The organism is Pseudomonas sp. GW821-FHT11G12 (assembly GCF_058808055.1).
The window spans coordinates 87,178-113,190 of the sequence record NZ_JBXARH010000001.1 but is presented as its reverse complement, the minus strand read 5'-3'; the positions used below and the strand labels follow the sequence as shown (position 1 = coordinate 113,190).

General features: G+C 55.4%; 25 protein-coding genes. 10 read left to right on the top strand and 15 right to left on the bottom strand.

Annotated features, from left to right (window positions below; genetic code table 11):
• Nucleotides 1-774: 774 nt before the first annotated feature.
• From AC1RR7_RS00485 to AC1RR7_RS00475, 3 genes are all read left to right on the top strand, one after another.
• Nucleotides 775-1,416, top strand: a complete 642-nt coding sequence (locus AC1RR7_RS00485; protein ID WP_493155666.1) for a hypothetical protein — start codon at nucleotides 775-777, stop codon at nucleotides 1,414-1,416.
• Between the two features lie 274 nt (nucleotides 1,417-1,690).
• The gene (locus AC1RR7_RS00480; RefSeq protein WP_493155664.1) at nucleotides 1,691-1,927 is read left to right on the top strand and encodes a hypothetical protein; all 237 of its coding nucleotides are present in this window, start codon (nucleotides 1,691-1,693) and stop codon (nucleotides 1,925-1,927) included.
• Between the two features lie 450 nt (nucleotides 1,928-2,377).
• Nucleotides 2,378-3,169 carry a hypothetical protein gene (locus AC1RR7_RS00475; RefSeq protein ID WP_493155662.1) on the top strand — a complete coding sequence of 264 codons (792 nt, stop codon included), beginning with the start codon at nucleotides 2,378-2,380 and terminating at the stop codon, nucleotides 3,167-3,169.
• A 420-nt stretch (nucleotides 3,170-3,589) separates the two neighbouring features.
• Here the strand turns inward: AC1RR7_RS00475 and AC1RR7_RS00470 are convergent, their stop codons facing one another.
• From AC1RR7_RS00470 to AC1RR7_RS00460, 3 genes are all read right to left on the bottom strand, one after another.
• Nucleotides 3,590-4,084, bottom strand: a complete 495-nt coding sequence (locus AC1RR7_RS00470; RefSeq protein ID WP_493155660.1) for a hypothetical protein — start codon at nucleotides 4,082-4,084, stop codon at nucleotides 3,590-3,592.
• Nucleotide 4,085: 1 nt separating this feature from the next.
• Nucleotides 4,086-5,015 (bottom strand): hypothetical protein, encoded by a 930-nt coding sequence (locus AC1RR7_RS00465; protein ID WP_493155659.1) that lies wholly within the window; start codon nucleotides 5,013-5,015, stop codon nucleotides 4,086-4,088.
• Nucleotides 5,016-5,143: 128 nt separating this feature from the next.
• Nucleotides 5,144-5,803, bottom strand: a complete 660-nt coding sequence (locus AC1RR7_RS00460; RefSeq protein ID WP_493155657.1) for a gluzincin family metallopeptidase — start codon at nucleotides 5,801-5,803, stop codon at nucleotides 5,144-5,146.
• Between the two features lie 171 nt (nucleotides 5,804-5,974).
• Here AC1RR7_RS00460 and dusA point away from each other — a divergent pair, with 171 nt between their 5' ends.
• Entirely contained in the window at nucleotides 5,975-6,970 is a 996-nt protein-coding gene (dusA, locus tag AC1RR7_RS00455; RefSeq protein ID WP_493155655.1) for a tRNA dihydrouridine(20/20a) synthase DusA, read from the top strand.
• An 84-nt stretch (nucleotides 6,971-7,054) separates the two neighbouring features.
• Nucleotides 7,055-7,426 carry a DUF2388 domain-containing protein gene (locus AC1RR7_RS00450; protein WP_102621819.1) on the top strand — a complete coding sequence of 124 codons (372 nt, stop codon included), beginning with the start codon at nucleotides 7,055-7,057 and terminating at the stop codon, nucleotides 7,424-7,426.
• Here AC1RR7_RS00450 and AC1RR7_RS00445 read toward each other — a convergent pair whose 3' ends face one another.
• Entirely contained in the window at nucleotides 7,427-8,257 is an 831-nt protein-coding gene (locus AC1RR7_RS00445) for an undecaprenyl-diphosphate phosphatase (RefSeq protein ID WP_102621820.1), read from the bottom strand. It abuts the gene before it with no gap.
• A gap of 505 nt (nucleotides 8,258-8,762) precedes the next feature.
• On the opposite strand from AC1RR7_RS00445, the gene AC1RR7_RS00440 reads away from it, so the two are divergent.
• From AC1RR7_RS00440 to AC1RR7_RS00430, 3 genes are all read left to right on the top strand, one after another.
• On the top strand, nucleotides 8,763-9,503 hold the full coding sequence (locus tag AC1RR7_RS00440) for a winged helix-turn-helix domain-containing protein (protein WP_102621821.1): 741 nt from the start codon (nucleotides 8,763-8,765) through the stop codon (nucleotides 9,501-9,503).
• Between the two features lie 291 nt (nucleotides 9,504-9,794).
• A complete protein-coding gene (locus tag AC1RR7_RS00435; RefSeq protein ID WP_102621822.1) occupies nucleotides 9,795-10,436 on the top strand; it encodes a winged helix-turn-helix domain-containing protein in 642 nt (213 codons plus the stop codon).
• 383 nt (nucleotides 10,437-10,819) lie between these two features.
• A complete protein-coding gene (locus AC1RR7_RS00430) occupies nucleotides 10,820-12,214 on the top strand; it encodes an undecaprenyl-phosphate glucose phosphotransferase (RefSeq protein WP_102621823.1) in 1,395 nt (464 codons plus the stop codon).
• Between the two features lie 289 nt (nucleotides 12,215-12,503).
• On the opposite strand, the gene AC1RR7_RS00425 is transcribed toward AC1RR7_RS00430, so the two are convergent.
• The 6 genes from AC1RR7_RS00425 to galE all read right to left on the bottom strand — a co-directional run bounded on the left by AC1RR7_RS00425 (nucleotide 12,504) and on the right by galE (nucleotide 18,702).
• Entirely contained in the window at nucleotides 12,504-14,582 is a 2,079-nt protein-coding gene (locus AC1RR7_RS00425) for a YjbH domain-containing protein (protein ID WP_273537108.1), read from the bottom strand.
• The gene (locus tag AC1RR7_RS00420; RefSeq protein WP_102621825.1) at nucleotides 14,579-15,343 is read right to left on the bottom strand and encodes a capsule biosynthesis GfcC family protein; all 765 of its coding nucleotides are present in this window, start codon (nucleotides 15,341-15,343) and stop codon (nucleotides 14,579-14,581) included. The genes AC1RR7_RS00425 and AC1RR7_RS00420 overlap by 4 nt, the downstream gene beginning before the upstream one ends.
• Complete coding sequence (locus AC1RR7_RS00415) at nucleotides 15,340-16,005, bottom strand: YjbF family lipoprotein (RefSeq protein WP_493155652.1); 666 nt, start codon at nucleotides 16,003-16,005, stop codon at nucleotides 15,340-15,342. Before AC1RR7_RS00415 ends, AC1RR7_RS00420 begins: the two co-directional genes overlap by 4 nt.
• 12 nt (nucleotides 16,006-16,017) lie before the next feature.
• On the bottom strand, nucleotides 16,018-17,133 hold the full coding sequence (locus tag AC1RR7_RS00410) for a polysaccharide export protein (RefSeq protein WP_141401799.1): 1,116 nt from the start codon (nucleotides 17,131-17,133) through the stop codon (nucleotides 16,018-16,020).
• Between the two features lie 89 nt (nucleotides 17,134-17,222).
• Nucleotides 17,223-17,459, bottom strand: a complete 237-nt coding sequence (locus AC1RR7_RS00405; RefSeq protein ID WP_003226528.1) for a hypothetical protein — start codon at nucleotides 17,457-17,459, stop codon at nucleotides 17,223-17,225.
• 226 nt (nucleotides 17,460-17,685) lie between these two features.
• Nucleotides 17,686-18,702 carry a UDP-glucose 4-epimerase GalE gene (galE, locus tag AC1RR7_RS00400; RefSeq protein WP_493155651.1) on the bottom strand — a complete coding sequence of 339 codons (1,017 nt, stop codon included), beginning with the start codon at nucleotides 18,700-18,702 and terminating at the stop codon, nucleotides 17,686-17,688.
• A 381-nt stretch (nucleotides 18,703-19,083) separates the two neighbouring features.
• On the opposite strand from galE, the gene galU reads away from it, so the two are divergent.
• Together galU and AC1RR7_RS00390 are read left to right on the top strand one after the other, a co-directional pair.
• Complete coding sequence (galU, locus tag AC1RR7_RS00395) at nucleotides 19,084-19,917, top strand: UTP--glucose-1-phosphate uridylyltransferase GalU (protein WP_085733509.1); 834 nt, start codon at nucleotides 19,084-19,086, stop codon at nucleotides 19,915-19,917.
• Nucleotides 19,918-19,948: 31 nt separating this feature from the next.
• Complete coding sequence (locus AC1RR7_RS00390) at nucleotides 19,949-20,359, top strand: phosphohexomutase domain-containing protein (protein ID WP_273539485.1); 411 nt, start codon at nucleotides 19,949-19,951, stop codon at nucleotides 20,357-20,359.
• 4 nt (nucleotides 20,360-20,363) lie between these two features.
• Here the strand turns inward: AC1RR7_RS00390 and AC1RR7_RS00385 are convergent, their stop codons facing one another.
• From AC1RR7_RS00385 to AC1RR7_RS00365, 5 genes are read right to left on the bottom strand one after another with little or no spacing between them, the layout of a single operon-like run.
• Nucleotides 20,364-21,500, bottom strand: coding sequence for an SGNH/GDSL hydrolase family protein (locus AC1RR7_RS00385; protein ID WP_493155649.1), 1,137 nt, complete (start codon nucleotides 21,498-21,500; stop codon nucleotides 20,364-20,366).
• A complete protein-coding gene (locus tag AC1RR7_RS00380; RefSeq protein WP_493155647.1) occupies nucleotides 21,500-22,552 on the bottom strand; it encodes an acyltransferase family protein in 1,053 nt (350 codons plus the stop codon). The genes AC1RR7_RS00385 and AC1RR7_RS00380 overlap by 1 nt, the downstream gene beginning before the upstream one ends.
• Before the next feature lie 12 nt (nucleotides 22,553-22,564).
• Entirely contained in the window at nucleotides 22,565-23,668 is a 1,104-nt protein-coding gene (locus AC1RR7_RS00375; protein ID WP_096822062.1) for a hypothetical protein, read from the bottom strand.
• A complete protein-coding gene (locus tag AC1RR7_RS00370; protein ID WP_493155645.1) occupies nucleotides 23,659-24,891 on the bottom strand; it encodes an MATE family efflux transporter in 1,233 nt (410 codons plus the stop codon). The genes AC1RR7_RS00375 and AC1RR7_RS00370 overlap by 10 nt, the downstream gene beginning before the upstream one ends.
• The gene (locus tag AC1RR7_RS00365; RefSeq protein WP_096822064.1) at nucleotides 24,888-26,000 is read right to left on the bottom strand and encodes a polysaccharide pyruvyl transferase family protein; all 1,113 of its coding nucleotides are present in this window, start codon (nucleotides 25,998-26,000) and stop codon (nucleotides 24,888-24,890) included. The genes AC1RR7_RS00370 and AC1RR7_RS00365 overlap by 4 nt, the downstream gene beginning before the upstream one ends.
• Between the last annotated feature and the right edge of the window lie 13 nt (nucleotides 26,001-26,013).

Genomic DNA, 26,013 nt, shown 5'->3' with positions numbered 1-26,013 from the left:
GCATCATTGGCATCATTGGCATCATTGGCATCATTGGCATCATTGGCATCATTGGCATCATTGGCATCATTGGCATCATTGGCATCAAAAACGATGGTTCAATCTAAAGAAAACTCAAGCCGCCGAGAGAAATAATTATCTAGAAATGCGGACTTGTTTATTTTTAGCGTCCCTTTATCAAGCTGCTGCATCCGCCGGCACGCCACCCAGACGCCCCCCAAGCCCCTCTTCCCCATTCCTGATAAACTCCCCCACCTCCCAGCCACACCGATTCCGTACCCCCAATCACCGCTACACCCGCCCCACTCTCCCGCCGTTTCTCCGTCGCGCCGATGATGGATTGGAACGACTAACGACAAGAGGCTTTAATACAAGGGCTCACAGCAACATCTCATTTGCCTCGTACCATTTCTGTACCACCGCGCCCTCTCGACTGATCACGCGCTGCCTTCGCATCCGACAGGAAACGGCCAAAAGCAGTCGCTCAGAAGAGACCGTTTTTGACCCAAAGCTGACGGTGGTAACAAACAGAAGTCAGCTAATGGATGTCATACGGCGACGTCTACGAGGTTAGGTGATGAGTGATCTGTCCACGGACGAGTGCTGACTGACACAAACTCCAAGAAGGTTGCCGCGGCTAGGAGAAACGAGTGCTGCGCCTGGACATAAACGGCTGAAACCATCCTTCGAGTCAGCCTACGCAAAGCTAGCTTTTTTGTGCCACTCTTGAGCACTACGCTGGTCTCTACATGCCAACAAAATAAGGAAAAGACTATGGAGTCCAGCATCATTTATGTAAAAAGCTACAAGGAAGGATCAGATGTCGTGGACTTTCTGAAAGAGGTGAATAAATATCCAGAGCTCTCACATTTTCTCGTCACGAGATTCGATGCGATCAACGCTCGCGATTATTTTCGCGAATATATTGTTGAGAATGGAATTTCCTCTTTGTTCAACTTTTCGCTGACTTGCGATGCTGTACTGCATGGAGGTATTCATGTGGATGAAATAACAGACATCGCTCTTCAATTCGTTGGAAAATTGAATGGTGTAAGGGATCTTTTCATTATTGATCCCTATTTTTATTCAGATAGTCCTGATTGCGTTGCCCTTTTCGAAAAAATGATGTCTGCACTATCCGGCCAGCTTAAATCCGTGACATTCTTCACGAACGGTCGTCGGGCTAGCAAGAGTTCGAGTATGCATTCGGCCCTGAAGGCAGTCGCGCCAAAGGTTTCGATCAAAGACGTTGTTACCGAAGAATTCCATGATCGTTTTTGGATAGATGCTGAAAATATGACAGGCATTGTTATGGGCACCTCCTTGAACGGAATCGGGAAAAAACTCGCGCTTATTGATCACCTATCGCAACCTGATGTTTGCGAGATCGCCAAACTGGCACACCAACTAATCTAACCCACAATATAGTGGGGTCTCAGTCACGGATAGCAATTAGGCACAATTACACCTATAGGCGGATACGTCTGTACGGCCGTTTTTGGTCGAGAGCTGCCTGCCGTGAAGGGATGCTTCCGGCCAGTGGCGGTCGATTGTGAGCGTCTGTTAATGGCCGGTAGCCGTCGGCTTCCCAATGTCCGCTTCTGGCCGAAAGCGGACATCGGAGTAGCGCAATTCAACGCACGCTCACAGACTACTCATCAATCCATAACGCAGTTAAGGCGGTTTTTTGATGCCCTCACCACTCGACACAACCATTTCCATTCCTCTTTCACCGGACGAAGCGGTAGTGCTGTTTGAGTTTGTCCGTCGTTTCAGTGATACCGATACATTGGCTATTGAAGACCGAGCAGAGCAAAGGGCCCTATGGAACCTATGCTGCGTATTTGAAAAGCACCTAAACCTTCCAATGGAAGGCAACTACGCAGAGATATTGCGGATGGCACAAGATAGGCTCAGGGATGAATGAATGGCAGCAGCGGGTCGATTGCTGCCTGTCACGAAGGGCTGCACTCGACCCATAGCTGCCGGTGATGACGGGCGGCTTTTTTGTTTGCAATGACCAAAATTGGCATTTGAATGGGGACTACAGGAGAAATGGTGGGGCCAGCCCTCCACTCTCTAGCGTTGAAGTGGCTGAAAAAACTGCCCAGGGTGCGCCTTTTTTTGTCAGGGCCAATTGGACTCATGCATCGATCAACACCGCCCGTAATATGGCGCTTGCGTTAGAGCTAATCCGCGTCATTTAGACATGAAGTTACGCATCTCAGCGTCATCGCTCCAAAAACGTAGCTTTCTGTAATGACGTGGTGCCATCCGCCAATACGGTGACCGCTACGTAGTTTGCAAGAATTTCGTCAAGGGGGGGGGAGTTCAAGTCAGGCATGGAAATCGAAGCGAACCAGTTCGTCCAGATGTCGTGTATGCTTTTGCAATAAATCGAACTTATTACTATTTCAAAATTATCTTACAACCCTTAAATTCATCCGCTAGTGTTGGTGATTACCGATTCTTTTATTTAAACAGCGTCTGTTGGTTTCTGTCGCAGACAAGTGAAACAAAAATGAAACTAAACGCATCTGCCTTGATAATCGCTATGCTAGTCGCTAGCGGTTCGTGTATTGCTAACCCTAAATACCCACGAAACCTGTTTGCTGTTTCGGCACTGCATTATGACTCTGTGCGCGAAGCTCATGGTTTAGATTGGTACTTACAAAGCAAAGAGGCTAAGGTAATACTTGGAGCATCAGCTGGGTTGATGGGTATTGATCCAACTTATATTCAGTTAGCAGCGTCGGCAGTACCAACTGCCACCCAAGTAGGAGAGGAAACTCACTATGTTCTTCCCGTCCCATCAGGGTATAGCTATTGCGCCACTCGTATCAGGGTGACCTCAGTAGTACCAGCAGATGGAAGTCAATCAGCAACAATCAATACTGCAATTAATCCAACAGAGTTTCAGATGACTACAGTGACGCCTGTTCTCGGCTTAGGTGGTGGAAGATCCTGGGCTGAAGGAGATGTCCAAGTCTTCGGTGTCTTACCGCAATACCTAGATGAGTTTGAACAGGCTGGGGTATGTAAAAAAATCACTCAGCAGGTCGGTCTTTGGAGCTGTAAAGGCCGTACGGCCTGCAGCACGGGCTTTGTACAAGGGGATCCGGAAAATGCAGGTCCTTCAAAACCCGATTTAACTCATGGCTGGCCATAGCGAGCTTTACTAACGGTATTACTTTTATTTTTGGCTAAAATTTACATAACAATGGCTGCAATGATGAAATCACTTATTTTATTATTTTTTATTGCACTTCCATTTCAAGCATTTTCTGAAAGCTATGAAGATTGCACATCTAGTTGCAATGATCTTGTGCAAGGATGTTACGAGAGCGCTTGTGGGAACGAACAAGGGATGGCGCTTCTCCAATGTCAAGCTTTCTGTGATAGAGAAAGAGTTAAATGCTTTCAAAAAAATTGTGCGGGTAAGACCTCCCTTGACAACCCAAAGCATTGGAAACTAAATCGGGAGGACCCCATATTTGGAAAAAATGGGGACGGAAAAAATGGGGACGGATTTATTTTCCACTTAAAAAATAAATCCGTCCCATTTTTATAGCTTTCATGGGACCGAAAACTACTCACCACTCATAGAAATTTCCGCCCGCAACTTATTTGCCGTCACAAACCCTGCCAACTGTACGCACATCACCACAAGAACGCTAATAAGACAGGCGCCACGAACCGACAATGCTGCCCACATCAAATAGTTCAAAGGCTCTACGCTCTGCATAAAAGGCATTTCACTTACTGCACCAACTACAAATGTAACCATCAAAAAAACAACAACCAAAACAACATTGGTGACAACTTCGTGCTTTAAATCTGTTAAAGCTTCAACAACCATTATAAAAGCCTTTGGCTTTTGCTGTTTCAGCTTTTTAGGTACATCCTTTAAAACACCTTCGACATAGTTAAAAAATGCCAACGAGAGAGCTCCAAATAGCGCACCCAAAACGAATAGCACTGGATTTACATTGCTAAATAATGGGCTCGCCTCCCCCTTCGTCCCCCACAACGACAGGTAACAGAGACTGAACGATGTAATAAAAACGAACAGTAGGCGAACCATGTTAACGCCTCAACAAATCACCTATAGCAGAATACACGTCAGCCACCATTCGAGCATCGTGAACAGAGCGACCCGGCGCAGGCTGTCCAGTCTCAAGTTCTAGTTGACCCTCTTGCATTACCACATCATCAGAAGGAACATTCAGATCAATTTTCACAATGGCAGATGTGCTCTTATGGATTTTCCTGCCATTATGATCACCCTCAGTTGTGACACTCCATTTACCTTCCCCCTCCTCAATATAGTCTATGTAGTCCTCTACAGGGGAAGCCGGAACCTTGAGATCTCCAAACTCGTTGCTCAGCGAGATCTTCACTTCATCCTGACCAAAAAGATCCTTCATCGCTTTGAGTGCATCACGGGCTTTTATATTAGTCTCTAATATATTTGGAGAAATGAGCTCAAGTTCAATTTCAAAAATCTTTCTATGAGATCCAATTACGTTCCAAAATTCACCCCGAACGGTTTTAGGCTCAATAAATATTGAATAATTAAATTCATTCAAAACGGGGTCTTTAAGCCCCGCTTGAATGGCGTTTGCAATTTGCTCATCCGTACCAAATCGCCAATCATGCTGGACAAAAATGTACTGATCCACAGTATCAACCACGGTAATAACTGGAACCCAATCATCAGCGTCGTGCGCGACTATATCACCAGGAACTTTATCGCCAACCTTAGTTAATTTATGCTTGGCCGTCTTTCCTACTAGAAATCTATTTTCAGGAAACTCGTCAGCGATGGGCTTAGCATATGCAAAACCCACAAAACTATAACGGACTTTGTTTTTTACGAACTCACGACCATCGTCCTGTAGGGCTGCCACCACAACAGCTCCCTTGGGTTTAGGTAAAGGCGACGGAACAAGAGCACCTTGCTTATTTTCGATCAGCGAGTATCTCAACACCAGAAATGGCTTAATTCCTTTCACAACACAATCCTTCAACGACGTTAAGAAATTTAAAAAAATGAGACGGATTTATTTATCTTCCACCTTCACAAAAATTAATCCGTTCTTTCTCATCACCTCAGCATATTTCGAAAAAATCAACAAAAAATTTAAAACGCCTCAACTGGCTTCTTAGCCTCAGCCAAAATCTTATTCGCCTCTAACCGCGGAAACGTAAACCGAATAATCATCCCCGAATCAGCACCCTGCCCCGCCATCACCAATTCAGCGGACCGAATATTTTCCGGCGCAGCAGCCAACGCACTCACAGCATTGGTTTGCCCTTTAGCGTTCAACCCTTCAAGAAACGTATAAGTCAAATTCCCCGACGCCAGACCAACCTGCTCAAAATTGGAAATTTTCGTCGTCAGCTCTTCAGTGCTTCTCGACTTTCTCGCGGTATCAAACATATCCAGGATGGATTTCTCATCGCTCATGGAAACCAGCGTGAAGGATTTGGAAAGCCCCGCGATGGCTTTGACATACAGGTTCTGATCAAACGGGCTGATCAACGAAACCATCATCAGCTTGTCACCCGAGAAGATCAGCGCGACGGTGAATTTCTCTTCCAAGAAATCCACATCGTCGATGCACCTCGCGGTCCCGCCGACGTCTTCGGAGCAGTCGTAGTAACCAGCGGCTTCGGTGAATTTTGCGAGTGGGGTTTGGTAGACGTAGTTTTTGAACAGCTTTTCTTCGGCGAAAGCCCCTTGGGCGGAGGCAAGCAGGGCGCCGGCGACGAGAATGGATGACGCGATTTTTTTCAGCATGGGATCCCTTCCTCACTCTTATTGATAGCCTGATGCTATCAGTCCATTTCATGGCTGTCTTGCTTAATCCCACACTTGATGAGGTTGTATTTCCGCCGGATATCACTGAGCCCAACCGGTCATTCCTGATAAACTCCCCCACCTCCCAGCCACACCGATTCCGTACCCCCAATGCCCCCAATCACCGCTACACCCGCCCCACTCTCCCGCCGTTTCTCCGTCGCGCCGATGATGGATTGGACTGACCGTCACTGCCGGTACTTCCTACGCCTGCTGTCGAAAAACGCCCTGCTCTACACCGAAATGGTCACCACCGGCGCGCTGCTGAACGGTGATCACGAGCGCTTCCTGCGTCACAACGAAGCCGAGCATCCGTTGGCTCTGCAACTGGGCGGCAGTGTCCCGCTGGACCTGGCCGCGTGCGCCCGTATGGCGCAGGAGCACGGTTACGACGAGGTGAATCTGAACGTTGGCTGCCCGAGTGATCGGGTGCAGAACAATATGATTGGTGCGTGCCTGATGGGGCATCCGCAGTTGGTGGCGGATAGTGTGAAGGCGATGCGTGATGCGGTGTCGATTCCGGTGACGGTGAAGCATCGGATCGGGATCAACGGGCGGGACAGTTATGAGGAGCTGTGTGATTTCGTCGGCACGGTGCGGGATGCCGGGTGCACCAGTTTTACGGTGCATGCGCGGATTGCGATTCTGGAGGGGCTGTCGCCGAAGGAGAACCGGGACATTCCACCGCTGCGTTATGACGTGGCGGCGCGGTTGAAGGCGGATTTTCCGGAGCTGGAGTTCATTTTGAACGGCGGGATCAAGACGATGGAGGCCTGCCATGAGCATTTGCAGACCTTTGACGGTGTGATGCTGGGCCGTGAGGCTTATCACAATCCGTATCTGCTGGCCGAGGTGGATCAGCAGTTGTTCGGCAGTTCAGCGCCGGTGATCACTCGCGCCGAGGCGTTGGCGCAGTTGCGGCCTTATATTGCCGAGCATTTGGCGACTGGTGGGGCGATGCATCACATCACGCGCCATGTGCTGGGCCTGGGCACCGGTTTCCCGGGGGCGCGCAAGTTTCGGCAGTTGTTGTCGGTGGATATTCACAAGGCCAAGGATCCGTTGGCGTTGCTGGATCAGGCGGCGGAGTTGCTGGCGGGTCGTTGATCGAGGCGTTGAATGTGCGGGCAACGAATGACCGTTGCCCGCGGCTGTAATTCTTTTGATGTACTGACAGGATGTCTTTTGTTTATGCCCACGTTGAATTTCCCTGGCTTCAAGCGCTGCACCCTCCTTGCCTTGTTTTGCGTCACGTCCAATGTTCAGGCCCACTGCGACGGGCTGTGTCTGGGTAACACCGATACGCCATGGGAGGTGACCAAGCTGTCTGGTTTCACGCTTGTCTCTTTGCTGCTCACGCCCTTTACGGCCTCGCAAGAAACCACCGAAAGCCATAAACGCGTTTACTCCGCCGAGGAGCTGGAAGACGCGCGACTCTACCTCGCCAGCGACGGCATGCTGAAGGCTGCGTATTTCACGTCAGCCTTGCAGCGTTTTCGTCAGGAATCGCCTGATACGGAGTTGAGCGACCTCGCCGTCGCGGCGCTGATCAGCAGTCAGTGATCAGGCCGCCGCTTCCGTCCAGTTCACCCAGCCAAACACCCACGTCGCCAGGATCAGCAAGCCGAAGGCGATCCGGTACCAGGCAAACGCGGCGTAGCTGTGGTTCGCAATGAACTTGAGCAAGCCGCGTACGGCGATCATCGCGAACACGAACGCGGTGACGAAGCCCAGGGCGAACACAGGCAAGTCGCCCGCCTGGAACAGTTCCCGGTACTTGTAGCCTGAGTACACCGCAGCACCGACCATGGTCGGCATCGCCAGGAAGAACGAGAACTCCGTGGCGGCCTTGCGCGACAGGCCGAACAGCAAGCCGCCAATGATGGTCGAGCCGGAGCGCGAAGTACCCGGAATCATCGCCAGGCACTGTACGAAACCGATCTTCAACGCGTCGGACCAGGCCATGTCGTCGACGTGCTCGACGCTCACCACATGATCCCGACGTTCGGCCCACAACATCACGATACCGCCCACCACCAGTGCGACAGCGACGGTGATCGGATTAAACAAGTAATGATGAATGGCATCGGCGAATAGCACGCCCAGGACGACCGCCGGGAAGAATGCGATCATCAAATTAAGCGTGAATCGTTGCGCATTGCGCTGGGTCGGCAGGCCTTTGACGATTTCGAAGATCTTCGGGCGAAACTCCCAGACCACGGCAAGAATGGCACCCAGTTGAATAATGATGTTGAACGCCATGGCGCGTTCGCCACCAAAATCGAGCAAGTCGGCAACGATAATCTGGTGGCCCGTACTGGAGATGGGCAAGAACTCGGTGAGACCTTCTACCGCACCTAAAATCAACACCTTGAACAAGGTCAGTAAATCCATTAAGCCTCCGTCAGAACGCTCGTAAAGAGCGCCCGATCAACTGTATTCAGGCATTGGGTATCTGAAGTTAAACAATTGGTAGATCCAGACCCATTGCCCGACTCGGTGACGGAGAATATGTCTTATCAAAAGACACACTCAAGCCATGTTAATAATCGTCCGTCTGTGAACTTGTTCTCTTAGTAGCAAAAAAAGCCCTCACACCCTAAAATGTGACCCACCTCACATTCTCCAGTTTCAAGCCACGACCAATAGTGGCCATAGGACATAAAACAGGTCGCCATAATTACAAAATAGTGGCACCATTGCACATCGCCACCATCTAACGGCCTTCGTTTCGTTAGTTCACAGCCCCGAGAAAATCAACTAAAAGCTTTAAATGCTTAATTATTGTTAGAAAACTCGGGAGCCACGTCTAAAAACCGCGTAAATGTTACCAATTGTCAGTCACAGATGAGAACCGGTGCTTTAACATCCCGATGTCAGCACTTTTTCGAGTCAACGCATCATGCTTACAGGGAACTTGGCGACTAGCAGCCCACACCGGACAAACAACGAGCCAGGCGTTCTCACTCTGGCCCGTACCCGTGCTGTGGCTGAACATTTTAGAGCGTTGATCGCGCAGCATGTGCAGACCGATCTGGCTCTAGAGGCCAACTCCTTCACTAGTTCATATCAGCAAAATGAATATCACGGCTCATATCGAGCCATCTTCATCATCATCGACACTCCCCAGGCACTCGAAGACAATCTGGCGCGGGTGGAAAACCTGCGTGCCGACAACTTGAAGCCGATCATTTGCGCGGTCATTACAGGGCGCGGCGCCTACAGCAAGATCAAATACCATCTTGCGGGGGCCGACTTCTGTATCAAGCTCAATACGCTTGCCGACGAAGGCGCCGAGTTGTTCGGTGAGTTCTTCAGCAGTGAAGAATGGCTCAGGGATATAGACCTGGTGCTGGACCCCACCCGTATTTGCCTGTCGGACACCAGCAAGAAACTGGACATTTCCTTTGCCGAAATGAAGATTCTGGAAGCGTTTGCGCAGACCAGTAATCACATACTCAGCCATGATGAAATCGCCAGCATCATGGGGCTCAACAGCAATTTCTACGATCCCCGGGCACTGGAAAAATCCATCAGCCGCTTGCGTGGGAAAATCAAGGACGTGTACGGTACGAACGCCATACAGAGCATTCGCGGGTATGGCTACCGCCTGATGAGGGGGTTGATCTCGACCGCCTGAGTCAGGAAATCATCATTTGCAGCATACGAGGGAACGTCTGATGCAACGCTATGAAAATCCAACGTCTCACCGCTTTATCCGCAATATCTATCCAATAAAAAGCTGTCAATTGAATGAGCGCTGCAACACTTAAACATAACAATAAATCATTACTCTAAAAGCAGACCAAGTGGAACTTATCGCGGCCATAATTGGGCCCAGACCCTGCCTGTCGATTATTTCCGAGCGCGTTATTACTCGTCTGCCGAATACCTTTTAGCCATATTTGGTGCGTTATTTCAGGAGAGAGACATGGAAACCAGTACAACCCTCCCAAGAAAATATTTTGTTGTCGTGACGAACAATTCCGCGTCGCAGCGCGAACTCGAGAGCATTCTCTCCAGTGAGCGTTTCAATTCGTTTGGTACGTCTCAGGCACAGATGTTTGTTGAAGGTGTTGCTTCGCCCTCTTCCACTCCCACGCTGATGGAGTTCACTTACCCACGCGGCACAAGGAAAAGCGTCGCTCGCAGTATTGAACATGATACCCAGCGAATATTGGCCACCCTCGAGTCCGAATGGCTGGCTGCACAATCTACTCATTCATTCCAGAACACCCAGGCCATAACGTCGGACGTCAACGACACTTCCCGGCCGGTCACAGAAGCCTGGCACCTCGACAATGATCAAGGCGTACTTGTCCGGGAGGATATCGAGATCAGTCTCACCGGCCTCGAAACCGCACTCGTCAGGAAAATGCTGCACCATGAGGAACGCGTTGTCAGTCGCGACGATCTGATCCTCAGCATCGGTCGGGAACCGGAACAATATCGCGGTCTGGAGATGTGCCTGAGCCGTCTTCAAGACAAATTCAAAAGTGCCAGTAACGGTGAGCGACTGTTTCGCGCTGTCCGTAATCGCGGTTATTGCCTGATCCAGGAAGTTGTTGCCTAAGCACAGCCTTCCCATCAATGAACAGAAGCAAGTGCAATTACAAAAATAAAAAAGCACTTTGCTTGGTTTAACCCTCCTTTGTCAGTAATGCCTCCCTCCTCACCCTTCCTACGATAGCAAACACAACAGGGATTATTAACCCTCCGCCCTTCGACCTTTTCTAACGTTTGATATTCTTCAATTCAAATGATTGGCACATTGCCATCTTGTTAGAACTCGTCAGACAGCTTCTTCCCCAATAACTTAGTCTATTGATTGACGACAGTTCGGCATACCGATGTTGTTACCTCAGAACATGGGCACCTAAAACAAAAACAAATCTGCTTAACAACTCGGATTTCAACTGTCGAAACCTGAATGGAAGTCTTTTGGGGATATCGCATATGGATCTCACTCTACGTATCAACCGAAACACGGGCCTCAAGGGACTTACCTTCTGGGGCCAATGGGCACTGGCACAGTGCTTTATTGTTTCACTGTTATTTATATTGGCTGAGCAGCACACGGGAACGGTCGAGTTCTATTACCGGATGTGCACCATGCTGGCCGTGTTGGCTTCGGTTCCGGCCTATACGTTCAGTGGCGCCTACCGAAAGCGAGACAACTACCTGACCGGTCTGGGACGGCTGTTCATGGGCTGGTCGATGACCATGGCCGGGCTGACGTTCATCGCGTTCATCTGCAAGGCCGATGAGCTGTTTTCGCGCCAGGTGATCCTTGACTGGGCGGTGTACGGCTTCCTCGGACAAGCGTTGCTGTATGCACCGCTGCATGCGTTCTCCAAGTACTACCAGCGCTCGCGCAAAAGCGAGCACAAGACCCTGATCGTCGGCACTGGCGAACTGGCCCTGGGCCTGGCGAAGAAGCTCAGCGAACACGAAAACCTGCCGTTGGTGGGTCTGGTCAGCAACGGCACCCTGCCCGCTCTGGACGCAAATGCACCACGCGTCGTCGGCGATCAGGAAAACCTGCTGGAACTGATCAAACGCCACGACATCCGTCGCCTGTACATCACGCTGTCGCTGTCCGAAGCGGCGAAGATCGAAGCGATGTATGTCGATCTGCTGGATGCCAACGTGGACGTGGTCTGGGTGCCGGATCTGAACAGCCTGACGCTGCTCAATCACTCGGTAAAAGTCGTGGACGGCCTGCCGGCGATCTACCTCAACGAAAGCCCGCTGACCAGCCGCCCCACCGCCGCCCTGAGCAAGAGCCTGATGGAGAAAAGCGTCGCGCTGCTGGCCATCGTGCTGTTGAGCCCGGTGCTGTTGCTCATCTCCCTGGCGGTTAAGCTCAGCTCCCCCGGCCCGGTGTTCTTCAAGCAGGATCGCCATGGCTGGAACGGCAAGGTGATTCAGGTCTGGAAGTTCCGCTCGATGCGCGTGCACGATGACCGCGACGTCAAACAGGCCAGCCGCAACGATTCGCGCATCACCGCCGTCGGACGCTTCATCCGCCGCACTTCGCTGGACGAACTGCCGCAACTGTTCAACGTGCTGCAAGGCCACATGGCACTGGTTGGCCCTCGCCCGCACGCCGTGGCGCACAACAACTACTACTCGGGGAAAATCCTCGCCTACATGGCGCGCCACCGAATCAAACCGGGCATCACTGGCCTGGCACAGATCAGCGGTTGCCGGGGTGAGACCGATACCCTCGACAAGATGGAGAAGCGTGTCGAGATCGACCTCAAGTACATCAACAACTGGTCGCTGTGGCTGGACGTGAAGATCCTGGTGAAGACGCCGTTTACCCTGTTGTCGAAGGATATTTACTGAGACGCAGAGCTGCAGAAAGCAACACCGCAAGGGGACGAAAGTCCCCTTTTTTGTGGGCGGGATTTGGGGGTTGGCAGGCAGCTTGCGAGCACGCAGGGTCAGTTGAATTGATACCGACCGGACTGACGCCAATCGCGAGCAGGCTCGCTCCCACGAGATTCCGGGCAATGCTGAAGATCAGGCATTACCCAATAACCTGTGGAAACGGTGGAAGGATCAACAAAGGCATCCACCACAAACAAAAACGGGAGCCGAAGGGCTCCCATTTTGGCTTCCCGGTCTCCCGGACTTACTCGGTAATCTTCCCGAAGTTGCGATAGAACATGTCGTCTTCGCGGCTATCGGTCATCGAGTGCAGCTGGAAGCTGCGATTAAGCCTCGCACCACCGTCACGGGTCAGCGGCGCCCAGACCAGGTTGGCCCGGCGCATGGTCGACATACTCATCATCTCGTCGAACGGAATGGACAGGTAAATGCCCTTGTCGAAACTACCTTCGCCGTATTCCGTACTGCCGGCGGTGGTGATGGTCGCCCACGCACCGAAGCGTACACCGTTGGAAAACTCTCGCGAGATATCCAGCGTGCCGCCAAAGTCGCCCGCCAGATAGCGCCCGACGCTGACCGCCGCGAGCGTTTCGTAAGGCAAGTCGGTGTAACCGGTGATATGGCCGGTCAGCACCGAATAATCACGCAGGTCGAAACCCTGGTCGAATTCGCGCTGACGCACGTAGTTCAGGTCCGCACCGATCGCCCAGCGCTCCCCGGTCGGACGGAACAGCACCTCGCCGCCTACACCCGCGAACATCGACTCCAGATAACCGCCGTAGACCATGCCATACAGATCTTTGTCCAGTTGCTCGGCGTGGCTGACCTGAAATAACGGCATGGTGGTTTCGGAGGTCGTCAGGTACTGGCGCAAGTCCGTACGCACACGCGGCAGACCGCTGGGCGCGTCGTATTTGAACTTGTCGAAGTTGTTCGCCAGGTTCTGGCTGAGCATGCCGCTCCACCAGGTGTTGCGGTTGAAGCGGAACTCGGCGTCGAGGTCGGCACTGAACTGATAGAGCAAGCCATCCGGGCCGCCGACGTTCTGCTTGAAGCCCAGACCGGCGCCATAACTGAAGTGCTGCGGCGCCTGGGTGTAGAGCGTCTTCTCGTTGTGCGGCATCGCCGGGTTGACCTCGGTGGTGCGGTGCAACGTTTGCAGCGGCTCCTCGTTGTTGATCACTTCGCGGAAGGTCTGGCGCGGCACACTGGTTTCTTCCAGCGGCAGGTCGTAGCGCTTGTTGACCACGGTGAACCAGTTGATGTCGTCGTTGACGCTGTTGTCCAGAATCCGGCTCGCACGGCCGACAGCCTTGGCCGAATGAAAATAACGCTGCTGCTCGCCGTACACGATCAACTCGGAATCACGCTGGGCGATGCGCTCGACCTGATAGCCCGCGTTCTGCTGCAAGCGTTGCGAGACGTTGGCCCAGTCGACCTGGTCCGGCGCCGTGGTCGGTGCCTTGGCCGGCAACGGTTCCGGCGGCGGATCGAAGGTCTTCGCCGGGGCTTTGCGGCTGACGAAATTGGTGTGGAACGTGACGCCGAACATGGCCGTATTACCGCGTTCCCACGCCGCGCTCACGTCGAGGGAGTCGGTCACCTTGAACACCGCGCCGAGGTTGATCGGCGAGTCCTGCTTGATCACGTTGTCCTTCGGTTCGTGCTTGTAGTCGTTGCCTTCGTATTCGAGTTTCAGGCTCAGGCGATCCCATGGCGTCTGGTAACTCACACCGCCGAAGAACGATGGCTGGCCGCGAAAATACGAGCCGGCATTGACGTCACCGGTGCCTTCCATCGCCGGCCGGGTCTTGAAGCGATCGTCGAGATAGCCCAACGGGTTGTCGACATCTCCGCGATTGCCGATGTAACCCCAGGCAATGCCGGCGCTGAAATCCAGGTTGTCGAAGCGCTTGTTGGCCACCAGGAATTCACTGGCGAACAAACCCGTACCGCCGACGTCTCGGAAGCCCAATGCGATATCGGGCGCCCAATGGGTTTCTTCCCAGAGCCGGACTTTGACGTCGACCGCCTTGTCCTTATAGCTCTGGTTGCCGCTCATCGACTCCGGGCCGTACGGACGGTTGGTGATGGCGGTGTAGCGAAACGAGCCTTCGAGCCAGTCCAGCGGCTGCAACGAAACGCTGTAGCGGCTGTAAGGCTCGGTGCGGTTGGCGTTGACGCTCAACTCGCCGGCCGGGGCCATGCGCGCGGTGGGCGTCTGCAACAGACCGGTGCCACCAAAATCGCCCTGGGTAATGCGCGGCTCGGCATGGGCCAGGCCGCACGGCAATAACAACACAGCTGCAAAACGCAAATTCAACGAACCACCTCAGCCAACTGCGTGGCAATAAATTCGGCCAACTGCTGATTCAGTTCAGGGATAGGCGGATCAAGATCATCATTTTTCAAGGGCACCAGAATCTTGCTGCCGGCTACGGGAAACTGCCCGCTCTCACGATTCCAATGGGCAATGCCGACGCGCCGCGAAACGCCGTTGGGCTGGATCAGCCACAGGTAATCGGCGTCGGCATCGTCCTCCAGCAGCACGCAACTGCTGAGATATTCACGGGCCTCGAGCAACGGTTGATAAGGCAGTCGGCAGGTCCCGGCAACGGCGCCGAGCACTTGCACTTCATCGACCCGCTGCGGGTAGATCAGGCGATCGCCATCGTCCAGACGGATGTTGCGGGCGAACCCGACTTCCAGCGCCACCGGGTCCAGATCCGCGATCTGACGCCCGGTGACCGGCATCTGCCGCACGTCCTCGGCCATGCGCACCGCCAGAGCTTTGCGGCTCGGTCGATCGAACAAATCGGCCATGCGTTGCAACACGTCCAGGTCGAACAGCACGCCGACCTTGAGCCGGGTCTGCTGCTCCAGCAGGGACTGGCGCAGCAACTCGCCCGCCAGCCAATAACCTTCGGCATTCGGTACGGCGACGCTGATCACATCGGTCAATCGCCCACCTGCCGGCAACTCGACCGGCCCCGGGTTGGCAACGTCGCCGGTGACGGTCACCGCTGCCTGGCCTGCGCCGGCGAGCAACATCAAACTCGCCGACAGAACCCTCAAGCGCTTCATGGCACGTGCCTGCGATCAGGGGTCAGCTGCACGATCTTCACTCGCAGTTGCGAGGTCAGTTGCTGCTCACTCTGCACAATGAAACCGTCAACCGGATCGACCCAGTAACGGTTGGTCGCCCGCAGGCCGATGGCCGGGACGTCGATACGCTCATCGACACGCAGCACAGCGTATTCCTTGTTGAGAATCTTCAGGGTTTCCGTGGATTTTCGGGTGAAGCGGCTGTTGACGATCAGCCCGACTTCCTGGCCCTTGTAAAGATCGATCCAGCGCTGACTGGTGTCGCCATCGGCAACGTTGTGCAGACCACGCTTGAACGGCGACGCATCGGACAGCCGCGTGCCGTCCAGATCGCCTTCCGCACCGAGGCCGATGGTGCGCACGGCGAGACCGTCGCGCAGCAGCAGAACCTGTTTGCCGGAGGCGACCCAGAACTGCAGATCCTCGCGCTCACGCACCAGCGCCAACACGCCGGAGCCGGACGGCGTGGTCAGTTTGAGTTGCGGATAGTTGACCTCGGCCACCTGGGCCGGCGTCACGTCGATATCATCCGGGCCGACTACCGCCGACTTGAGGTTGGTCACCGACGCGACCATCAACGGGTTGCAGCCACACAGCAACAAGGCCGCCATCAGGCAGACGCCAACTTTCAACGTATTCACAGTCGGCCGGCCTTATTTGCTGTTGTTGGTGAATTCGCTCCAGTTCTTCGCAGCGGAAGCACCCGTTCCGACAATCGATGCCGACGGCACCAACTGGCTGATCAGACGGTTCCAGCGAGTCACGTTGGCAGGCCCTACATAAACGACGTCCTGCGGGCGCACTTCGAAGTGCGTGGCGAGGACCATGGCGGTGGGAGATTCGGCTTCCAGTTGATAAATTTTTGCGGGTTCGACATCAAGGTTTTCCACGCCGCGAATGACGTACACGGCGTTGCCGTTGGCGGTGGTCTGGCTCAGGCCACCGACCGAGCCGAGCACGTCGGACAGGTTCATGGTCGCGGTCTTGAAGCTCAGGGCGCGCGGCTGGTTGACCTCACCCATCACGTAGATGCGCTTGTTGTCGTTGTACGGCAGATACAGTTTGTCGCCACCCTGGAGGTAGACGTTCTGCAACTCGGAATCCTGCTGGTTGAGGTTATCCAGATTCAGCGGATAGACCCGTCCGTTGCGCGTCAGCAACAGCCCGGACAAGTCGGCATTGTTGGTGTCGATACCCGCCGAACCGAGGGCTTCGACCACGCTCAGCGGGTTGGTGGAAATCGCTTGCGGGCCGGCCTTGGCGACGGCGCCGGTGACCACGACCTTCTGACTGGCGAAGCGCAGCACGGCAACATCCACTTGCGGCTCGGCGATGAAGGCCGACAGCCGTTGTTCGATGTCGTCGCGCAGTTGCTGGATGGTCCGGCCGGCGGCCTGGACTTCCTTGATATACGGGTAATACAGCGTACCGTCGGAGCGCACCAGGCGACCGTTGGCGTCGATCTGCTGCTGCGCGCCCGACGGCGCGGTCAGCTCGGGATGATCCCAGACCGTGATGTACAGCACGTCGTTGTTGCCGATGCGGTATTCGGCAGGCGTCGCCAGCAACTCCGTGGGCACTGACTCACGCTTCTGCGTGGCCCGGTTCATGGAGATCAGCTTGGGCGTGATCGGAATCAACTCGACCCGGCTGCTTTCACTGGCGCCCTGGCGGGTGATGCCAAAGGTGCTCAAGTGTTGACCGGGGGAAAACATGCAACCTTGCAGAGCGAGACTTGCCAGCATTAAAAGAGAAAAACTACGAGTCATAATGGCACTACGCTATTCAAGGGCGAATCCAAAACAAAGTCACCCGACTTTCGTCGGGCGACCTTGTACTGCACCAACAGTTACTTCAGTTAGTTGTGCGTGCCGGTTGTACCCGTGGTACCGGTGGTACCCGTTGTACCGCCGTTGGCACTTCCACCACTGTTGGACGCCGCTACGGCACTGGCGACCATTGCAGTACTGGCAGCAGGCGCTGTAGAAGCCGCGACACTGCCCGATACATTGGTCACCGCAGTAAGCGGCGCTTCAGCTGCGGATGCCCAGTTGCTCAACATCGTCAACAAGGCAATCGCCATCACTTTTTTCATATCAACTCCTTTCTAACATTGCACCGTTACATCGAGTGTTTCGTTAGAGGTGGTAGAGTTCAAGTCGCAAAAAGCGCGAACAAGATCCGCTGTTCTTTCACAGTCAGACTCAACTGATAAAGTCGAACGGCAGGTTATATCTACGGACTTGCAAAAGGCATTGCCAGTGTAATTTCCCGACGATATCTAACAACCTGACCGAAAATAACATTGGACTAAATGGCCATCATTCCAGGTAACCCCTGGGATGATTCGACTGCCAGCGCCAAGTATCGGTAACCATGTCCTGCAAGTTGCGCGTGGCTTTCCAGCCCAGTTCCTTTTCCGCTTTGGAAGCGTCGGCCCAACTCTCGGCAATATCGCCAGAACGCCGTGGCATCACCCGAAAGGGCACCGGTTTCCCGCACGCCTGTTCGAAGGCTCGCAGCACTTGCATCACGCTGTAACCATCGCCGGTGCCGAGGTTCCAGGTATGAATGCCGGTGCGCCCGTCGATGGCCTGCAAGGCCTTCAGGTGACCGTCCGCCAGATCGACGACATGGATGTAATCGCGCACGCCGGTGCCGTCTGCCGTGGGGTAATCGTCACCGAAGACCGACAACTCCTGGAGGCTGCCGACCGCGACCTGACTGATGTAAGGCAGCAGGTTATTGGGGATGCCGCTCGGGTCTTCGCCCATGTGGCCACTGTCGTGGGCGCCGATCGGGTTGAAGTAACGCAGCAGCGCGATACTCCAGCGCGGCTCGGCCAGGCTCAGGTCGCGCAGCACATTTTCGACAATCAGCTTGGATTGGCCGTAGGGATTGGTCGGGATGCCCGTAGGGAAATCCTCGCGGATCGGCATCTGCTCAGGCTCGCCGTACACCGTGGCCGAGGAGCTGAACACCAGCCGGAACACCCCCGCCGCTGCCATCGCCTGGCACAGCGTAATGCTGCCGCTGACGTTGGTTTCGTAATACTCGAGCGGCTTGCGCACGCTCTCGCCGACCGCCTTGAGGCCGGCGAAATGCAGGACGGCGTCGATCGAATGCTGCTGGAATATCCGGTCCAGCAACGCCCGGTCGCACACATCGCCGCGGACCATCACTGCACTTTTGCCGCAAATGCCTTCCACTGCATGCAGTGCCGCATCGCTGCTGTTGCAAAGATTATCCAGAACAACAACTTCATAACCTGCTTCAAGCAATGCAAGTGTGGTGTGCGAGCCGATATACCCGGCGCCACCCGTTACCAGAATCTTCATAGCGCGGTCCATAGTGGGGAAAGTGCCAACTAGCGTGTCAAGCCCCATTTGTTTAATGTGTGTCTTGCTTCACACAAACAAGGCGACAACAATCCAAAACAAAAACAGTTCCATCGCTGGCCAAAAATATTCTTAAAGGCCAAACTGTATTGCCCGGTACTTATTAGCACTCTCGCACTTTCACCACTATCGACAGATACCGACTAAAAATAACTGTTATTTATCAAGCCGACATCTAATAACATTATCCCGCTTTACACTAAGCTAACATTGCCACTTACAACCTGACTCAGGTATTAAAGTACAGCTTCATCAACTTGCAACTTTTCTTTATTGCAATGTAACCGATGGCTGTATGCCATGAATGTCCAGGAAACTTCTATGATTCGTAAATGTTTGTTCCCCGCTGCCGGCTATGGCACGCGTTTCTTGCCGGCCACCAAAGCCATGCCCAAAGAGATGCTGCCGATCGTCAACAAGCCGTTGATCGAATACGCCGTTGAAGAAGCACGGGACGCCGGCCTGCAGCACATGGCAATCGTCACCGGACGGGGCAAGCGCGCGCTGGAAGACCACTTCGACATCAGCTACGAACTCGAACACCAGATTCGCGGCACCGAGAAAGAGAAGTTTCTGGCCGGCACTCGCGAGTTGATCGACACCTGCACCTTCTCCTACACCCGCCAGGTGGAAATGAAAGGTCTGGGCCACGCGATTCTCAGCGGCCGCCCGCTGATCGGTGACGAACCCTTCGCCGTGGTCCTGGCCGACGACCTGTGCCTGAACCTCGAAGGTGACGGCGTGCTCACGCAGATGATCCAGCTCTACAAGAAGTTCCGCTGCTCGATCGTGGCCATCCAGGAAGTCCCGCGCGACCAGACTCACAAGTACGGCGTGATCGCCGGCGAGGCGATTTCCGACGGTATCTACCGGGTCAATCACATGGTGGAAAAACCCGCGCCACAGGACGCCCCCTCGAACCTGGCGATCATCGGCCGCTACATCCTGACGCCCGACATCTTCGACCTGATCGCCGACACCGAGCCGGGCAAGGGCGGCGAAATCCAGATCACCGACGCCCTGATGAAACAGGCGCAGAACGGTTGCGTGCTGGCCTACAAATTCAAGGGCCTGCGCTTTGACTGCGGCGACGCCGAGGGTTACCTGCAAGCGACCAATTTCTGCTACGAGAACGTCTACCTCAAGGGCCGTTAAACCGCCCCCGCGCACATCCGACGAGGCAACCATGAACATCGCACAACATTCGACAGACATTGAACGGGAGGTGGACAACCTCGGGGTGATGAGCTGGTTGTCTCGTCATCAGCCGTTGCCCAGCGCCAACGAATCCTGGCTCGGGACCATCCTGCTGGTGGAGCGGATCGGCATGTTTCCTTCATCCGGGGACATTCGCCGGCCGCTGCGCGATCCCTATCCCCTGCTCGCCCATCTGAAACGGATCTACGGTGAACAGGCGCTGGAGGTCGATGACCGCGACGGCCTGAAAGTGATTTTCAGCGACTGGCGATTCCGGGTGCGCATCTGCTGCAACGACCCGGCGATCATCATCACTGTGGAAACCCGCTGCGTGACGCAATTGATGCCGCAAAAGACCGCAGAGCTTCTGGGTCACGTGGACAACTTCGACAAGGGCTGAACCCTTATTCCGAGGCGGCGCCGCAGGAAGCCCCGTGGTTGCCGCCGACGATCATCCGATAGAAGTAATCGGCAATCACCTTCCCGCCCGTGGCCGGCACCGGATGTATCTTGTCCGGGCCGATCATCGCCGCAGCGTAACGTTTGACGTCCGTACCGAACGCGCATTGCAGATTGGCGTAGCCCAGATGCTGCTCACGAGCCCAGGGCTCCAACACCTGCGCATACGCCGACATCGGATAGGCACTGGAGCGCGTGGTGTCCTGGCGCATGATCAGGTTGACGCTCGCTGTTGGCTGAATCTCGCGGACCATCCCGACCAGGCCCTGAACGTTCTTCAGGTACTGCTCCGGTTTCACCCCGAAACCCTGATCGTTGCCACCGAGCATGATCAAGTAGATGTCAGCGGGGATCTTCGAGACCACCGCTTTCCACTGCGCCTGCCACTGACCGTCGCCATGATAAAAGTCGGCAGAGGCCGCACCCGACGCCGCCAGTTTCGACACCCGCAAACCGGCCTGATCGTTGCTCATCCACAGACCGAACAGCGTTGGCGCGCCCTTCACCACTTCCAGCCTGAACGCCCAGTCCGTCGCGGAGGATGTACCTGACAACGGGACCTCCTGGACACCGGCACCGCTCAGTTTCAACGGCTGCCAGGATTGCGAGGGCGCCCAACGATAGCGGATTTCATTGGGTTCGCCGTTGCCGAGATAGAGCAGTTTTGCCTGGGTGACGGCGGTGTTTGTCGTTTCGCTCGGATGAGCATCGACTTGCAGCCATGCACCGGGCCTTCCGGTTACGGTGCGGCTGTCGGGGCTGGCCTGGCCGAGGCTCGACACCTGCCAGTCGCCACCGAAGTATTTCTCGCTGCTGCGGGTGTACTTGAAATGGCTGCCGCCCAGCGCCGCGCCATGGTTGAAACCGACATAACCGGGGCCGGCAAAACCAACCTCACCGACCAACCGCTGCACCAGTTTGTTCAGATAGAAATCCTGCCCGGCGCTGTAGCTGTCACCGATCACCGAGACCGACAGAACCTTCCCGGCCTTGCCTTCGCGCCACTGGGCAAACCGCTGGCGAGCGTCGCCGACTTCGACCACCGATGCCGCGACCGGCGCGGCATCATCCACTGCAACCATCAAACACTTCCTTTAGCCGAGACTTGCGCCGGGGAGACGTTCCCCGCCGGTTTTTTCGCCGCCGCACGCTCGCCCAGAAACAGCACCGAAGTGAAGTTGAACCGACTGAAGATCGTCGACAGCAACACCGGCCCGAGCAAACCGCAAGCCACGCCGCAGAACACCAGAACGCTTTCGTCCTTGATGCCCAGGCGTCCGAGCACCGAACGCGATGTCGCGGCGAACAGCACATGAAACAGGAAAATCGCGTAAGAGTAACCACCGAGCCAGGACAGCGCCTTCGAGCGCATGTCACTCGACAGCAACGCGAAGCAGGACACGCAACCCACCGTCAGGCCGATCAGGCTGCGACGATCGATGATCAGCTCGCGATCCAGCGCCGCGATGTACAACAGCGTCAGGGAAATCAGCACGAACACCAACGGGCCGAGCACTTTGAATCGCTGCTTCAACGCGCTGACATTCTCCTGGCCAATCATCCCGGCCACAAAGAACGGCAACAGATAGGTCGCCCCATTGATGCCGAACGCATCGAACTTGAACGGCGGCAGCAGAAACACCGCGGCGGAGAATGCGAACAACAGGTACAAACGCGTCGCCGAACGCAGCCAACCACGCCATTCCAGCAGGCCGACAAACATGAAGATGATGAACACCGCCTGCAGGAACCAGAAGTGGTTGATCGGCACAAAGAACGACAACAACGCATCGATCACGCCGACGTCCTTGTTCACGCCAGGCCCCACCGCCTGCAATACCGAGAACGGCACACCCACGCAAAACAGCGGCACGATCAGCCGCCGCACCTTGCCGCTGAAGAACGCCGAAAAGTCATTGCCGCGAATCTTGTAGATGGAATAGATGTAACCCGAGATAAAGGTGAACAGCGGCATGCGCACGTACACCATCGAATCGGCGATCACCCGGAACGGCGAGCCGATGTCGATCTTCAAACCGCCGCCCAACGGGCCGATCACGTGGTAGAGCACCAGCAACAGGCACGCAAGGCCGCGCAGGGTTTCGATCTCCAGCGACTTTTTCTTGCTCGACATAAAACACCCGCCTCAATTCAGAATTCTTGACTCGACCTGCACCGGTTTGTTCGCCCGCAACATCAACCCCAGGCCCACGAACAGCACCGGCACCACCATCGAAAAGTGCCGGGCGAACGAGCCGAAGTCCGGTTCGAACAGACCTTGAACCAACAGAAACGCCAAGGGAATCGCGATCAGCTCCTTGGGTTTGGTCTGGATCGGCGCGCCTTTGTAATCGGTCGAGGTGATGACTTTGAACAGCAGCAACGCGGTCATGATCATCAACGCCACGAAGATCACCTGACCCGGCCCGGACAGCAGGATCAGCTCCACGGGGAACGACAACCGGAAGAAGATGATCATCGAATCCAGGGCCTGCGAAACGAAGTCGCTACCGCTGAGCCACGAAACGATCAGCGACTTGGAACCCTCCTCGCCCGCCGTGCGCAGTTCGTTGTTGCTGGCACGAATCGACGACACCGGAAAGCCCAGCGCCAACTGGATCGCCATCGCCACCGCCAGATAGAACAGGAACAGCATCAGGAAGAAGGTCATGCGCGACACGTACTTCTTCATCATGCAGACGCCGACCCAGGACAGCGAAAACAGAATCCAGTAAGGCCGGATCAGCACGCCGTAGATCACCGCCGACAGGAAAAATCCGCCGCGGTATTTGCGCGTCAGCGAGCTGAACAGAATGCTCAGCACCGCCACCGACACGATGATTTCCTTGGTCAGGTTTTCCAGGAAAAACGAACGGACGATGCCCCACAGACACAGCGTGCCGAAGATCGCCAGCGGCATGCGCCGGAACACCACCACGGGAATCGCCGTGAGGAAGAAATTGCAGAACATCCCGTAGGCCCAGGCATTGGTCAGGTTGATCCCGGTGGGCCGCAACAGGAACGCCGAACACTCGTAGGACGAGCGATCCGGCGAGAACGGGTTCCAGAAATTGCAGTTGTCGGCCCGGGCATAAGACGACCATAACGTCATCGCATCCGGGCCCGGATCGCGGGGGATCAGCAGCGGCATGGCCACCGACAGAAACAGGCCGGTGAACAGGATCAGGAACGACAGCGACGAGTCGAGTTTCCTGCCGCGAAACTCGATGCACGGCAGTTTCAGGCCCATGACACGACAGCCTTTTTCGCGCGCGTGGCACGGGTCAGCAGCGCAATCACGCCGAGCTGCACGATGATCCCGAAGACGTTGCCCCAGGCCGCGCCGTAGATCGAATAGTGCTTGATCAGCAGGTAGCTGACCGGCACCGAAATCAGCAGGCAAATGGCCGAACTGGCGAGGGATACCCGGCTGTTTTTCGACGCGATCAAGCCACCCCAGACGATGTCGCCAATGGCGCGCAGGGCGAAGGAAAAGATCAGTACGCCGAGGATCCCGTTGTCCGGACGCGGCACCGCCGTTGCGACGTAATCGAGCACGATGTTGAAGAACAGGTAAATCAGCACCGCGACACCGGCCGACACCACCAGCGAACGCATCACCCACTTGTTCACGAACAACTGGGTGACCGTGAACGGTTGTTGATCCGCCTGATAACGCTTGGCGAGCACCGGAATGCCAACCACCGCCACCACCGCGTAGGACAGCGCCTGCAAGGTGTTGGCCGCCGACCAGGCGTACACGTATTTACCGAGGCTGGCGTAGGGTTCCAGGTCGATGATCAGAAAGCGCTCGGCGTACTGACTCAACGCGATCAGACCGGTGCCCAGGTAAAACGGCAACCCGGCTTTCCAAACGGTCGCTGTCGCCAGCGTCCCCTCTTCGCGCCCGCGATGAACGTTCACCACAATCAGATAACCGGAGACGATCACCAGCACGTTGGCGATGACCCACAGCCACAACACGCTGGCGATCCCGGACACCCAGCCGAGCATCATCCCGCCCACGGCCAGCAGCGCCCAAAGACCAGTCTTGATGAAGAACAGCAACGCGCCCGCCGTGGCTTTCTGCGCGGAAAACACGAACGAGTTGATCTCGAACGACAGGTGCTCGGTCAGCAGCACCAGCGTCACACAGGCGATCAATGCCGTCGTCGCCTCAACCTGCTGGAACAGTGAATAAATCAGCACTGTCACCACCGACAACAGCAACCCCACGGCCAGGTACAGCAGCAGAACCTTGTCGACGACCCGCTTCGAACTGCCGCCGACGCTGATCAGCCGATTGATCTCGGAGCTGAAACCGACGCTGTAGAACTTCGACGCGATCAACGACGCCGCGACCACCACCCCGTAGAAACCCAGCGCCTCGTAACCGAGGTAATGGGTGATGGCGAGCACCAGCAAGAACTTCGCGCCCAGTGCTCCGCCGCGCAGCAACAAGCGGAATATCATCGAATGACGCCCTTGATGATGTCGTCCATGGCCACGGTTTTCGCCTCGATTTCACGGCAGGTGTCGGTCAGGCGTTTGCCGAAGTTCGACAGCGCGTTCGGCGCAAAAACCGTGTCGATGATGGTGTCGACATTGATGTCGCCGCCGTTGATCACCCAGTCCTCGACGCCCATGTCCTGATAGGCGCCGAAGCCTTTGCGCTCGTAGCTGATGTGGTACGCCGGCACCCCGGACAGCAGCGATTCGATCGCCCCGTGCAGACGCACGGAAATCACCAGGTCCGGTTGGTATTTGGCCAGCGTCGCCTTCAATGGCAGCAGGTCTTCGGTAATACCCAGTTCGCGATAGAACGCACCGTCGTCGTTGCCCCGCACAGCGCTCTGCACAGCGCAGACCACTTTGCTTTTGTTCTTCAAACGCTGCAGCAACACTTTCAGATTGGCCACGTAGGCGAGCTTCTTTTCCTTGCTCCACGCTGGCGGTTTGCGCAGCACCACGCACACCGTGGCTGGCGTCGAGGCGCAGCGGGTGAACTTGGGTTGCTGAAGGATTTTGCCGGCCAGGGCCTGCACCGCCAGGTCCGGTGCGCGGTAGACGTTTTCGCAGGCATCGAACAACGCCGAGGAGCGGTTATCGCGCACGAACACCGCATCGGCGCTGGCGTAGTGGCCGACGATCTTGTCGCTCTCACCGTGGAACGGCCCGATGCTTTGCGGCAGGTACACCGACGGCACTTTGCTGAGGATCGCCGTTTCCAGTTGCTTGGCGTGGCCCAGTTTCAGCTTGATGTGTTCGAAGGCGCTTTTGGAACGCATGTAGCCGCCACCGACGCCGACGATCAGATCGGTTTTCTTCAACAGATCCGCGAGCCCGGCATAGGACTGATTGAGGAAAACCGCTTGCTTGACCCGACCCAGGCCCTTGGCTGCCATGACCGGCGCGTCGAAACGCGGGTGCGGCAGGTACTTGAAAGAGTCCGGATCGGAGGCCACGACACTGATCGCGGTGTCCTCGCCAAAGTTGCGCTGCACCAGCGCGATGGCCAGATCGACCAGCAGACCATCGCCGGAATTGGAGGCACTGTAGCCATGCAAAATCGTTACGTTCATGAGCGGAGTTCTA